Source organism: Pseudomonas bharatica (genome assembly GCF_048586865.1).
Classification (GTDB): domain Bacteria; phylum Pseudomonadota; class Gammaproteobacteria; order Pseudomonadales; family Pseudomonadaceae; genus Aquipseudomonas; species Aquipseudomonas bharatica.
Genome location: NZ_JBMAWR010000005.1, coordinates 209,219 through 222,173, shown reverse-complemented (window position 1 = coordinate 222,173; position 12,955 = coordinate 209,219). Strand labels below are relative to the sequence as shown.

At 66.2% G+C, this 12,955-nt stretch carries 10 protein-coding genes and 1 pseudogene; 4 read left to right on the top strand and 7 right to left on the bottom strand.

Annotated elements, in window-relative coordinates; translation table 11 throughout:
- Nucleotides 1–109: 109 nt before the first annotated feature.
- Together ACKLLE_RS09080 and ACKLLE_RS09075 are read left to right on the top strand one after the other, a co-directional pair.
- Nucleotides 110–334, top strand: a complete 225-nt coding sequence (locus ACKLLE_RS09080) for a DUF3820 family protein (protein ID WP_064302780.1) — start codon at nt 110–112, stop codon at nt 332–334.
- Between the two features lie 16 nt (nt 335–350).
- The gene (locus ACKLLE_RS09075) at nt 351–1,547 is read left to right on the top strand and encodes an aminotransferase class V-fold PLP-dependent enzyme (RefSeq protein WP_420057678.1); all 1,197 of its coding nucleotides are present in this window, start codon (nt 351–353) and stop codon (nt 1,545–1,547) included.
- Between the two features lie 128 nt (nt 1,548–1,675).
- On the opposite strand, the gene ACKLLE_RS09070 is transcribed toward ACKLLE_RS09075, so the two are convergent.
- From ACKLLE_RS09070 to ptsP, 3 genes are read right to left on the bottom strand one after another with little or no spacing between them, the layout of a single operon-like run.
- Nucleotides 1,676–3,400 carry a PTS fructose-like transporter subunit IIB gene (locus ACKLLE_RS09070; protein WP_064302714.1) on the bottom strand — a complete coding sequence of 575 codons (1,725 nt, stop codon included), beginning with the start codon at nt 3,398–3,400 and terminating at the stop codon, nt 1,676–1,678.
- The gene (gene pfkB / locus ACKLLE_RS09065; RefSeq protein WP_420057677.1) at nt 3,397–4,353 is read right to left on the bottom strand and encodes a 1-phosphofructokinase; all 957 of its coding nucleotides are present in this window, start codon (nt 4,351–4,353) and stop codon (nt 3,397–3,399) included. The genes ACKLLE_RS09070 and pfkB overlap by 4 nt, the downstream gene beginning before the upstream one ends.
- Nucleotides 4,354–4,355: 2 nt before the next feature.
- Nucleotides 4,356–7,205: a phosphoenolpyruvate--protein phosphotransferase gene (ptsP, locus tag ACKLLE_RS09060; protein ID WP_420057676.1), complete on the bottom strand. Its 2,850-nt coding sequence runs from the start codon at nt 7,203–7,205 to the stop codon at nt 4,356–4,358.
- A gap of 290 nt (nt 7,206–7,495) precedes the next feature.
- Here ptsP and cra point away from each other — a divergent pair, with 290 nt between their 5' ends.
- Nucleotides 7,496–8,491, top strand: coding sequence for a catabolite repressor/activator (gene cra / locus ACKLLE_RS09055; protein WP_420057675.1), 996 nt, complete (start codon nt 7,496–7,498; stop codon nt 8,489–8,491).
- 1 nt (nt 8,492) lies between these two features.
- Nucleotides 8,493–9,302, top strand: a complete 810-nt coding sequence (locus ACKLLE_RS09050) for a TatD family hydrolase (protein ID WP_420057674.1) — start codon at nt 8,493–8,495, stop codon at nt 9,300–9,302.
- Nucleotides 9,303–9,325: 23 nt separating this feature from the next.
- Here ACKLLE_RS09050 and ACKLLE_RS09045 read toward each other — a convergent pair whose 3' ends face one another.
- The 4 genes and pseudogenes from ACKLLE_RS09045 to ampD all read right to left on the bottom strand — a co-directional run bounded on the left by ACKLLE_RS09045 (nt 9,326) and on the right by ampD (nt 12,924).
- Complete coding sequence (locus ACKLLE_RS09045; RefSeq protein ID WP_420057710.1) at nt 9,326–10,030, bottom strand: methyl-accepting chemotaxis protein; 705 nt, start codon at nt 10,028–10,030, stop codon at nt 9,326–9,328.
- Nucleotides 10,031–10,180: 150 nt separating this feature from the next.
- Nucleotides 10,181–10,387 (bottom strand): annotated as a pseudogene (locus ACKLLE_RS09040) (HAMP domain-containing protein); the annotation flags it as partial.
- A 1,127-nt stretch (nt 10,388–11,514) separates the two neighbouring features.
- Nucleotides 11,515–12,348 (bottom strand): regulatory signaling modulator protein AmpE, encoded by an 834-nt coding sequence (gene ampE / locus ACKLLE_RS09035; RefSeq protein WP_009404434.1) that lies wholly within the window; start codon nt 12,346–12,348, stop codon nt 11,515–11,517.
- A 3-nt stretch (nt 12,349–12,351) separates the two neighbouring features.
- Nucleotides 12,352–12,924, bottom strand: coding sequence for a 1,6-anhydro-N-acetylmuramyl-L-alanine amidase AmpD (ampD, locus tag ACKLLE_RS09030; protein ID WP_279897141.1), 573 nt, complete (start codon nt 12,922–12,924; stop codon nt 12,352–12,354).
- Between the last annotated feature and the right edge of the window lie 31 nt (nt 12,925–12,955).

Genomic DNA, 12,955 nt, shown 5'->3' with positions numbered 1-12,955 from the left:
AACAGCCCGAATCTGTATGCTCGCTTTCTGCATGAACTGTCCTTTGGCCTTCGTGCAGATTGCCTGTATCGTCCCGCCAGTCGTCAGCCTTTTCCTGCATGTCTTTCTTATGAATCCCGAAGCCCTCGTCCTGCTGGTTACCCGTGAAATGCCCTACGGCAAATACCAGGGCCGATTGATCGCCGACCTGCCCGGCCATTACCTCAACTGGTTCGCTCGCCAGGGCTTTCCCAAGGGCGAGCTGGGCAGCCTGCTGGCGCTGATGCACGAGGTTGACCACAACGGCCTGTCCGACCTGCTCGAACCCCTGCGCAAGCAATACCCACGTCCCTGATCAAGCGAGAACATCCATGTCAGAACTGCCGTCATCCGAGTCCTCCCTGCTGGCCCGCGATGAGGACTACTGGCGCGATATCGCCGCCAGGTACGACGTCGAACCCGGCCCGATCAACCTGGAATACGGCTATTTCGGGCGCATGACCCGCACCGTCAGCCAGGCGTACCAGGGCCATATCGAAACCATCAACCGCTGCAACTCGGTGCCGGTGCGCCAGCATTTCGAGCAGATCGGCAGCCTGCATAGCCGCGATGCGGTGGCCGGGCTGCTCGGGGTTGCGCCGCGCAGCGTTGCCATCACCCAGAGCGCATCGGCCTCGGTGCAGGCGATCATTCGCAACTACAACCGTCTGCAGCCGGGTGATGAACTGCTGGTCACCGACCTGGACTACGACAGCGTGCAAAACGCCATGGGCTGGCTGGCCCGCCAGCGCGGATTGAAGCTGATCACCCTGGCACTGCCGCATCCGGCCACCTTCGACAACATCCTTGAAAGCTACCGCGACACCTTCGTGCGCAACCCGCGTATCCGCCTGATGGCCCTGACCCACGTCAGCCACCGCACCGGGCTGGTGATGCCGCTCGAAGCCATCGCCCGGCTGGCACGCGAACATGACGTGGAGATCATCCTCGACGGCGCCCACGCCCTCGGCCAGATGGAATTCGACCTGGAACGACTGGGCATTGGCCTGGCCGGTTTCAACCTGCAGAAATGGATCGGCGCGCCGCTGAGCCTGGGCGTGCTCTATATCGCCCCGGACCGGATCGACGCGGTCGATGCGGACATGGGCGAGCTGCGTTATCCACAGGACGACATCCGTTCCCGGGTGCCCTACGGCACACCGAACGTACCGGCCTGGCTGACCTTGCCGACGGTGATCGCCGAGCACGAGGCCATGGGTGGGTCGCTGGTGAAGGGCGCCCGGCTGAACTACCTGCGCGACCTCTGGGTGAAGCCGGCGCGGGAGATCGACGGGATCGAGGTGCTGACGCCGGATGATCCGCGGTTGTATTGCGGGATCACCTCGTTGCGCTTTACCCGGCATCACGACCAGATAGCAATGGCGCAGCGGCTGCTGCGGGAGTTCAACCTGTTCACCGTGGCGCGGGAGGGCTCGGCATGCGGGCCTTGCATCCGGATTACGCCGGGGTTCGTGACCACACCGGAAGAGGTTGGGTCGTTGGTGAGGGCTTTGGAGAAACTGGCCTGATTGTATGGCCTTGCAGGGCCTCATCGCCGGCAACGCCGGCTCCCACAGGGTTCGCGTTGGACACAGATTTTGTGACTGGCTCAGTACCCTGTGGGAGCCGGCGTTGCCGGCGATGAGGCCCGCAAGCGTTACCCCTTCACCGGCTGCACCGCCAGCTCCACCACCTCGTTCTTCTTGATCAGCGCATACACCACGCCGGTCACCAGGCTGCCCGCCAGGATCGCCAGCAGATACAGCACGGCGTGGTTGATCGCGTTGGGAATCAGCATGACGAACAGCCCGCCATGCGGCGCCATCAGCTTGCAGCCGAAGTACATCGACAGCGCCCCGGTCAGCGCGCCACCGGCGATGCTGGCGGGAATCACCCGCAGCGGGTCCTTGGCGGCAAAGGGAATCGCGCCTTCGGAGATAAAGCACATCCCCAGCACCAGCGCCGCCTTGCCGGCCTCCCGTTCGCTCTGGGCGAACTTGCGCCGGGCCAGGAGACTGGCGATCCCCAGGCCGATCGGCGGCACCATGCCCGCCGCCATGGTCGCCGCCATCGGCGCATAGCTCTGCGAAGCCAGCAGCCCTACCGAGAAGGCGTAGGCCGCCTTGTTCACCGGCCCGCCGAGGTCGACGCACATCATCGCGCCAAGGACGATGCCCAGCAGAATGGCATTGGTGGTGCCCATGCTGTCGAGGAATCCGGTCAGCCCGGCCAGCAGCCCGGCCACCGGCTTGCCCACCACGTAGATCATCACCAGCCCGGTGAACAGGCTGGCGAACAACGGGATCAGCAGGATCGGCTTCAAGGCTTCCAGGCTGCTCGGCAGCCTAAGCCAGCGGCTGATGGCTCGGGCGCTGTAGCCGGCCAGGAAGCCGGCGATGATGCCACCGATGAAACCCGCACCCAGGGAGCTGGCGAGCAATCCGCCGATCATGCCCGGGGCCAGCCCCGGACGGTCGGCGATGGACCAGGCGATATAGCCCGCCAGCAACGGCACCATCAGCTTGAATGCCGCCTCGCCGCCGATCTGCATCAGCGCCGCGGGCAAGGTGCCCGGCTCCTTGAAGGCCTCGATGCCGAAAACGAACGACAGGGCGATCAGCAGGCCGCCCGCCACCACCATCGGCAGCATGAAGGACACACCGGTCAGCAGATGCTTGTAGACCCCTGCCTTCTCGCTGCGCGCCTCGGTTTTCTGCGCCGCGCCCGGGCTTTCTTCGCGGGCTTCGGCCAGCGCCCTGGTCAGGGTCGCTTTCGCCTGCTTCAGCGCCACGCCGGTACCGCAGCGGTAGATGCGCTTGCCGGCGAAACGCTCGGTCGGTACCTCGATATCCGCCGCCAGCAGCACCACATCGGCTTCGGCGATGGCCGCCGCGCTCAAGGGGTTGCGCGCGCCCACCGAGCCTTGGGTTTCCACGCTCAGTTGCAGGCCCATCTGCTGCGCCGCCTGTTGCAGCGCTTCGGCGGCCATGAAGGTGTGGGCGACGCCGGTCGGGCAGGCGGTCACGGCAACGATACGGCTTGCCGAAGGCGCCGCGCCGCTTTCACCTGGCTGATGAACGATCGCCTGCGACGCCGCCGCCCTCAGGAAGTTATCCACATCCTCCAGCGCCTGGGCCGGAGTGCTCTGGAACAGGCGCTTGCCGGCGAAGCGCTGCAAGTCCAGCGCGGCACTGGAAACCACCAGCACCCAGTCGGCATCGGCGATGGCCGCCGGCGACAGCTGTCGCTCCGGGCGGGCCGGGTCGTGGATTTCCACGCAGGTGCTCCAGCCCAGGCGCTGGGCGGCGGCGTCCAGCAAGCGGGCGCTGACCACGCTGGACACCTGGCCATTGGGGCAGGCGGTGATGATCGCGAGTTTCATTGGTCACCCTCTTGTTCTGTGCCGGGGGTCTGGATGCGAACCTGCGCTTCGAAACGCGCCAGTTGCGCGCGATCGTTGATGCCGAAACCGATCTGGCTGACCGCCTGGGCGGCGATGGCGGTGGCGCGACGCAGGGTCTGCTGCGGCGCCTCGTTGGCCAGCAGGCCATGAAGCATGCCGGCCAGCAGCGAATCACCGGCACCGACGGTACTGGCGACCACCACGTCGGGCGGCACGCCGTGCAGCACGCCGCCAGCACTGAACCAGTTGACCCCCTGCTCGCCCTGGGACACCACCACATGCTCGATACCCTGATCGAGCAGGCGTTGGGCGGCGTCACGCTGGCGGGGGAAATCCACCAGCGCCTGGCCGACTGCCTCGCCCAGCTCCTCGGTGTTCGGCTTGATCAACCAGGGCGTGGCGCGCAATCCGGCGTCGAGGGCGGCGCCGCTGCTGTCGAAGGCGACCCTCAGGCCCATGCCCTTGAGGCGCAGCAACAACTGCTCCAGCCATTCGGGGCTGATGCCCCGCGGCAGGCTGCCGGCCACCACCACCGCGTCATGTCCGGGTGCCAATTGGTCGAGGCGCTGCAGCAGCGCCTGTTGCGCCGCCTCGTCCACCTCGGGACCGGGGCCGTTGATATCGGTGACCTGCCCGCCCGCCTCGACCAGCTTGATATTGCTGCGGGTCTCGCCGGGCACACGGATGAAGCCATCGACGAAGCCGCGCTGGCGTATCAGCGCCTCGAACGGGCCGAGGTTATCCCGCCCGAGAAAACCGCTGACGCTCAACTGATGGCCCAGATCGGCGAGGACCTGGGCCACGTTCAGGCCCTTGCCGGCGGCATGGCTGTGCTGCGTCGATGCGCGGTTGACCGCGCCGGTACGCAGGGCATCCAGGCTGACGGTCACGTCCAGCGCCGGATTAAGGGTCAAAGCGAGAATCCTGGCCATCGTTACTTCTCCACCAGTGCCCGCACGTCGGCGGCACTGCCCAGGGCCAGCGCCTGTCGCGCCAGCCCGCGGGCCTGTTCAATACCCAGCGCACGCACCTGCGCCTTGACTTCGGCAATGCTGCGCGCCGCCACGCTCAATTCGTCCACGTCCAGCCCCACCAACAGGGGCACCGCCTGGGGGTCGGCCGCCAGTTCGCCACAAACGCCGACCCACTTGCCATGGGCATGGGCGGCGCGCACCGTCATGTCGATCAGGTTGAGCACCGCCGGGTGCAGGCCGTCGGCCTGGGCCGAGAGGCTCGGGTGCCCGCGGTCGATCGCCAGGGTGTATTGGGTCAGGTCGTTGGTGCCGATGCTGAAGAAATCCACTTCTGCCGCCAGCACCGGGGCCAACAGGGCCGCCGAGGGCACCTCGATCATGATGCCGACCTGCAGATCGCTGACCGGAATCTGCGCCAGCAGCCGATCGACCATGCGCCGGGCCTCGCGCCATTCCTCCAGCTGGCCGACCATCGGGAACATGATCCGCAACGGGCGATCACCGGCAGCACGCAGCAAGGCCCGCAACTGGCTTTCCATGACCTGCGGGCGCTGCAGGGTAAGACGGATGCCGCGCACGCCGAGGAACGGGTTTTCTTCCTTGGCGATCGGCCAATAAGGCAAGGGTTTGTCACCGCCGACATCGAGGGTGCGGACCACCAGCGGGCGCCCGGCCAGGCCATCGAGGACGCGGCGGTACTCGGCCTCCTGGGCGGCCTCATCGGGCAGTTGCGGATGGGCCATGAAGATCAGTTCGGTACGCAGCAGGCCGACGCCCTCGGCGCCCTGCTCGACCACCGCGTCGATACCGGCGCTTTCACCGATGTTGGCGAAGACCTCGACGGCATGGCCATCCTGGGTGACTGCCGGCTCGAAGCGGCGCGCATGAGCCGCACGCAGGGCCTTTTCGCGCTGGTCGCGTTCGGCCAGGGCCTTTTCCAGTTGTTCGGTGGCCGGATCGACGGTGGCACGACCGCGCTGGCCGTCGAGCAACAAAGCGGTACCGGGCTCGATCAGCAACACCGCGTCGCCAGCGCCAACCACCGCCGGGATGCCCAGGGCCCGGGCAACGATCGCGCTATGGGCGGTGGCGCCACCACGGGCAGTGAGAATCCCCGCGACCCGCGACGGATCGAGACGGGCCACATCCGATGGCCCGACCTCGGCCATCACCAGCACGTAGGGCTGTTTCGGTTCAGGGGTTTCGCTGATGCCACACAGTTGCATCAGCACCCGCCGCCCGACATCGCGCAGGTCTGCCGCGCGCTCGGCGAGCAAGGCGTCCTGCAGCGATTCCTGCTGGCGCGCCGCCGTATCGATCACGGCCAGCCACGCCGCCGGCGCGCTTTCACCCTGGCGCAGGCGCAACCCGACCTCCTCGGCCAGGCCGGGGTCGGCAAGCATTTCCTGGTGGGTGACGAAGATCTCGCGGATAGCACTGACCTCGCTGCGCCGGATCAGCGCTTCGATATCGTTGCGCACCTGCAGCAGCGCGGCTTCCAGGCGCTGCAGCTCGTGGCTTGGCGACTCGCCCCGCAGGGGATAGTCGAAATGCTGCTGCAATTGCACATGGGCGGGCCCGGCGGCGATGCCGGGAGCAGCAGCGACGCCCTGTATGGTCGATCCGGCAGCGGGCGCAGCCAAGGTCGTTGCCACCGGCTCCGATGGCAAGGGCGCCAGTGCTGCCAGCGGCTCGACCTCCTCGCCCAGCCCGCCCTCCACCGCCGCCAGCAGCGCCGGCAAAGCATCGGCGATGACCGGCTCGACACTGAACTCCAGCACTTGCCCGCGCCGGGCGCCGAGGCCCAGCAGTTTGCTCAGGCTCTTGGCGGAAACCGGCGAACCGACGCCGTCGACCAGGCGCACCCGCACTTCGCCGGGGAATTCCTTCGCCAGTTGCGCCAGCACTTTCGCCGGGCGTGCATGCAGGCCATGGGGGTTGGCCAGGGTGATCCGCGCACTGGGCCAGTCGCCAGGAACGTCCCCGCCAAGCAGAGCCAGCACCGCGCGGACATTGCTGGCGCGCAGCAGCTCCTGGGCGCGACCTTCGATCAATAGCGAACACAGGCGATCCAGCAGCGGCGCCTGCGCCTCGCCATGCGCGGCGAGGCAGAACAGGCCGGCGAGCGGTCGATCGAGGTGGCGCAGCGGTTGCTGTGGCGTAACGAACGCCAGGGCGGGCTGGCGCACCGCCTGGTCACTGGCGACCAGCCACAGGCCATGGCCCAGCGGCAGCGGCTCGGCCCGGTGCAGATGGGTGATGAAACCGCTCTCCACACAATCGGCCCGACGCAGCAGGCGCGCGCCCTGCCAGAGCAGATCATCGAAGTCGTCGGCGGCCACACCCAGGCCAATGCTGCGCTCGTCCAGCACTAGCTCGCGCGGGGCGCCTTGCAGCAGTTGCAGCACGGCCTCGGCACTGTCGGCCTGGCTCAGGGCGATGGACAGATCGCCTTCGCCGAGCGCGCGGGTCAGTTGCTGGAGCAGGCGCAGGTGTTCGTCGGAGCGGGCGGCGATGGCGATCGCCAGGTGGACGATCTGTCCGTCGCCCCAATCGACCCCAGCGGGAAACTGCATCAGGCATACACCGGTGGCGAACACCTGGTCGCGGGTCTGGGGCGTGCCGTGGGGGATGGCGATACCTTGGCCGAGATAGGTCGAGCCCTGCTGCTCGCGGGCCTGCAAGCCCGCCAAGTAGCCCTCGGCCACCAGGCCGTCCTCGACCAGCCGGGCGGCCAGCAGGTCCAGCGCGGCGGACTTGTCCACAGCCTCTTGACCCATGGCAATCTGCGCCGTGGTGAATTGCAGCATCGTCCTCTCCTTTTGCAACGCCGGGGCGGCGCCGAGGTATTGTTGTGGGTACACAATCATAGGGCCAGTACTGTTCAGACCCATCGGCAAGCGTCAGGTGCGGCAGCGAAATCGCTTGCTGAAACGATTAATCTTGAAATGACGAGCACGTTACTCGATAACCTGCGAACAAAGAAGCCCCTTGCTGTCCGACAATTGCGACAATGGTCGTCTGCGCCGGCAGCACAGGATCGGCGACAATGACCGGTCAGGCTTCGCAGCCCGCCCCGGCATATAACAAGGAAAATCTGGTGAAACTCAGCGATATAGCCCGTCTGGCCGGTGTCTCCGTGACCACCGCCAGCTACGTCATCAACGGCAAGGCCGAGCAGCAACGCATCAGCAATGCGACCGTCGAGCGTGTCCGCGCGGTAGTCGAAGCCCACGGCTTCACCCCCAATCCGCAGGCTGCCGGCCTGCGCAGCCGGCACACGAAAACCCTCGGTTTCATTCTTCCCGACCTGGAAAACCCCAGCTACGCCTGCATCGCCAAGCGTCTCGAGCAGGGCGCACGGGCGCGCGGCTACCAGTTGCTGATCGCCAGCAGCGATGACCAGCCGGACAGCGAGCGCCAGTTGCAGCAACTGTTCCGCGCCCGCCGCTGCGATGCGCTGTTCGTTGCCAGTTGCCTGCCGCCGAGCGATGACAGCTATCGCGAACTGCAAGCCAAGGGCCTGCCGATCATCGCTCTGGACCGTAGCATGGATCCGCGGGTGTTCTGCTCGGTGGTCAGCGACGACCAGCCGGCCAGCCTGGAGTTGACCCGCAGCCTGCTGGACCTGCAGCCGGCGAATATCGCCCTGATCGGCGCCCGTGCCGAACTGAGCGTGAGCCAGGCCCGCGCCAGCGGTTTCGACCAGGCGCTGCATGCGTTCGACGGCAAGGTCAGCCAGTACCAGGGCGATGCCTTCAGCCGTGAATGCGGCCGCCAGTTGATGAGCCAGTTGCTGGCCGAGCAGGGCCGCCTGCCGGATGCCCTGGTGACCACCTCCTACGTGCTGCTGCAAGGCGTGTTCGACGTGCTCTCGACCCGCCCGGCGGATTCCCGTGCCCTGCACCTGGGCACGTTCGGCGACACCCAGTTGCTGGATTTCCTGCCCTTGCCGGTCAACGCCATGGCGCAGCAGCACGGCCTGATCGCCCAGACCGCATTGGAACTTGCCCTCGCCGCCGTGGAACAAAAGCACTACCAGCCCGGTGTCCACGCCGTGGCGCGAACCTTCAAGCAGCGGATCTTCAAGGGCTGACATGCGCCTGATCGACACCCACACCCACCTTGACTTCCCCGACTTCGACGCCGACCGCCGCGAACTGCTGGCGGCGGCGCGGGCAGGCGGGGTCGAGAAGATGGTGGTGCTGGGGGTGTACGAGGGCAACTGGCAACGGCTGTGGGACCTGGTCAAGGCCGAGCCCTCGCTGTATGCAGCGTTCGGCCTGCATCCGGTGTATCTCGACGATCATCGGCCGGAGCATCTGCTCGCACTGGGTGACTGGCTTACCCGGTTACGCGGAGATCCGCAGCTATGCGCCGTGGGTGAGTTCGGCCTGGATTATTACCTTGAGGAACTGGACCGCGAGCGGCAGCAGGCGCTGTTCGAGGCGCAATTGCAACTGGCGGTGGATTTCGATCTACCGGCGCTGCTGCATGTACGGCGCAGCCATGCGGCGGTGATTGCCACGCTCAAGCGCTTCAAGCTCAAGCGCGGCGGAATCATCCATGCCTTTGCCGGGAGTTACGAAGAGGCGCGGGAGTACATCAAGCTGGGCTTCTGTCTTGGCCTGGGCGGCGCCGCGACCTGGCCCCAGGCGCTGCGGCTGCAAAAGGTGCTGCCGCGTCTACCGCTGGACGCGGTGGTACTGGAGACCGATGCCCCGGACATGGCGCCGGCGATGTATCCGGGGGTGAGGAACAGCCCGTTGCATCTGCCGGAGATTGCCAGGGCGCTGGCCGGGATCATGGGGGTCGAGGTTGGGGTGTTGGCAGAGGCCAGTAGCCGGAATGCCTCCCAACTTTTTGGCTGGCCGCGAGGGCCTCATCGCCGGCAACGCCGGCGATGAGGCCCTCGCGGTTCATGCACTACTCAGACCCTGAACGCCCCGATCAACTGCTTCAACTCCATCACCTGGCTGCTCAACTGGCGGCTGGCATCCTCGGTCTGGTGGGCGCCCTGGGTGGTGTGCTCGGCCGCGCGGTTGATCTGCACGATGTTCTGGTCGATGTCATGGGCCACCGCCGTCTGCTGCTCCACCGCCGCGGCGATCTGCTGGTTCTGGTCGACGATGCTGCCGATCGCGCCAAGGATATTCTCCAGCGCCTGCTGCACCTGCTGCGACTGGCTCACCGTACCCGAAGCCATCTGGTGACTGCTGTCCATCGCCCGCACCGCCGCTCCGACACCGTTCTGCAGGCGCGAGATCATTTCGTCGATCTCGCCGGTGGATTGCTGGGTGCGCTTGGCCAGGGTCCGCACTTCATCCGCCACCACGGCGAAGCCACGCCCCTGCTCGCCCGCCCGCGCCGCTTCGATGGCGGCGTTGAGGGCCAGCAGGTTGGTCTGCTCGGCGATGCTCTTGATCACCTCCAGCACACGGCTGATGGCCTGGCTGTCACTGACCAACTGGTTGATCACCGCTACCGACTGGTCGATCTCCCGGGCCAGCCCGGCAATGCTGCCCTGCTGCGATTCCACCAGGCTGCGACCGGTCACGGTTTCCTGGTTGACGCTATGGGCGCTGCTCACCGCCGCCGCCGCGCTGCGTGCCACTTCCTGGGCGGTCGCCGACATCTGGTTCATCGCAGTCGCGACCTGTTCGATCTGCCCGCGCTGGCCGCTGACCGCCTGGTTGCTGCGTGACGACACCTCATGGACCTGCTCGGCCTGGCGCTCGACTTCGCCAACGGTGTGGCCGACCTTTTCGATCAGGTCGTGGATGCGCTTGACCGTGCCGTTGAACATCTGCCCCAGTTCGCCCAGCTCATCACGGCTCTGCACGGCGTAGCTGACGGTCATGTCGCCTGCCGCCACCTTGTCCATGACCGCGCCGAGGCTGTCGAGGGTGTTGCGGGTGGAGGCGTAGAAGCCGCTGTAGAGATAGACCACCAGCAGGAACACCGTGGCCAGCGCCACCACCAGCAGGATCATATGGCTGCGATAATCGCCCAGGCGGCTTTGCAACTGCTGGTCGAGGAAGCCGACCGTGGCCTCGTTCAGCTCGTAGGTACGGGCCATCAGGTCGGTGGTGCGCTGGTAGAACCCGGTCCAGGGCGCATCCAGGGTTTCCGCCACCACCACCTGGCTTTCGAACAACTCCGAGGCCTGTTTCAGCGACGCCTGGCTGGCAGCAGCCTGGGCGCCAAGACGGGCTTCGGCCTGGCGGTCTGCGGCGAGCGCCTCGCCGACTTTCATGGCGTAGTCGGCGGAGAGTTTTTCCAGTTGCAGCAGCAGGTCTTCGAAGCGGGTGCTGGCGGTGGAGTTGATAAAGCCCTGGGCCAGGGAATAGGAGCCCATGGCGCGGCCTTCGCCGAGGGTCCGGGTCACCTGCGGCGTTACCGTGATCAACAATTCGGTCAACTGGCGTACCGCGCCATCGATGTCCTGGCCAAGCCCGGACTGGCTGGCGACCAGGCGAGGCAGGTTTTGCGCCGGGGTCTGCAACTTGTCGAACAGCGCGACCTGGGCCGGCAGCGAGGACTCGTTCAGGGCGGTACGCAGGGCGTCGAGCAGTTCATCGCGCTTGTCGGCGAAGGCCTTGACCAGCGCTTCGTCGCTGTGCACCGGTTGCAGGGCAGTGAGCCTGGCCTGCACCTGCTGGCCGAGGCTGGCGATCCGCGCCTCGATATCCTCGGCCTTGCCCGACTGGCCGACCACGGCATTGATCTGCACCAGATTGCCAAGCGTCTCCAGGTCACCGCGCACACCCAGGGTGCCGCGCAGCAGGTCGAGGCTCTGCAATTCGTCGCGGGTAGCATTGAATTTGGCGTAGGAATCGCGGACCAGATAGAAGTTGGTCACCAGCATGGGCAGGAAGAACAGCACGCTGATCAGGCTGAACTTCATGCCGAAGCTCAGGCGGTTCATCAGGGCAATGGCCGGACGCAACAGGCTCTTCACTGGTCGTCTCCTTCGATTTCTTATTGTTCTTGGCGCGATGGCAGTTAGCCAGCGACGGCATTCCTGCATCCTGTATAGCGCATATCGAAGAAAGGCTTTGTAACTTAAGGTAAATGACCAGGTAGTCAGTTTTGGGGACCGCTTTGCGGTCCCGACACTCACCCCAACACCGTCCATAGGGCAAAGAACGCATACCAGAGCACCGCCGACCTCAGCAGCAGCTCCCAGATCTTGTCCAGCCCCGCCAACCCTGCCTCGCCCGCAGGCGCCGTGGCCGGCAATTCTGCCGCCGCATGCCCGGCGATGCTGATCAACCGTGGCGCGGCGACATGCCAGTTGAGCAGTTCATGCAGCATCACCCGGCTCACCGCAACGAAGTTGCCGACCAGGGCGAAGCTCGCCGCCAGTACCCGTACCGGCGCCCAGTCGAAGGCATGACGCAGTTGCCGGGCGCGCTCCTGCACCGCCGGGCTGGCGGCATGCTCGGCAGCCAGCGCCAGCAGGCGATAGGCCAGGGCCGCCGCCGGCCCCAGCAGGACATACCAGAAGATCACCACGAAGAAGCTCTGGCAGGCGTCCCATAGCAAGTGGCCCTGGACCTTGTGCAACAAGCTCTGCTCGTCATCGGCAATCACCTTCAGGTCGCGTTCGGCCACATGCACCGCCGCCTGCTCGTCGCCGCGCCGCCAGGCATCGCGGAACGGCCCGAGCGCCGCCTTCACATCGCCGCGTCCCAGGCTGTAGACAAGCACCAGCAGATGCACCGGCAAGGCCAGCAAGCCATAGGCTACCGGGTCCAGCACATGCAGGAGCAAGGCCACCAGCAGCACCGGGCACAGCACCAGGAACGCCAGCACCCACCAGGGCCGGACCTTGCCGGTACGCTCCAGGCGCGCCAGTTCGGCCAGGAAGAAACCGTCACGCTGCACGCGGGCGCGCAGGCCCGAGAATTTCTCGACCCACAGCATCAGCAGCAAAACCAGGAACGTCATCGATCAGTTCTCCTTGCCATATAGCGGGGCTCGCAGGCTGGCACGCAAGCGCTCCCAGTCGAAGGCCGGGCCCGGGTCGGTCTTGCGCCCCGGGGCGATATCGCTATGACCGCAGATCCGTTCGCCATCGAGCGCCGGCCAGGCCGCGCGCAGTTGCCGGGCCAGGCACTCCAGCGCCACATATTGGGCATCGCTGTAGGGCAGATCGTCGGTGCCCTCCAGCTCGATGCCGATGGAAAAATCGTTGCAGCCCTCACGTTCGCCAAAGCGCGAGACCCCGGCATGCCAGGCACGGTCGAGGCAGGAAACGAACTGGGTGACCCCGCCGTCGCGCTCGATCAGGAAGTGAGCCGACACGCGCAGATCCTTGATAGTCTCGAAAAAGGGATGTTCGGCGGGGTCGAGGCGGTTCTGGAAGAAGGCCTGGACCTTGCCGGTAGAGAATTGCCCGGGTGGCAGGCTGATGTTGTGGATCACCAGCAGGGCAATGGCCTCGCCATCGGGGCGGGCATTGAAGTTGGGGGAAGGGCAATGGGTAACGCCAGCGAACCAGCCTGTAGTGCGATCCAGCTGCATAGAAAGTCCGTAAACACGAGGGCACCCGCGC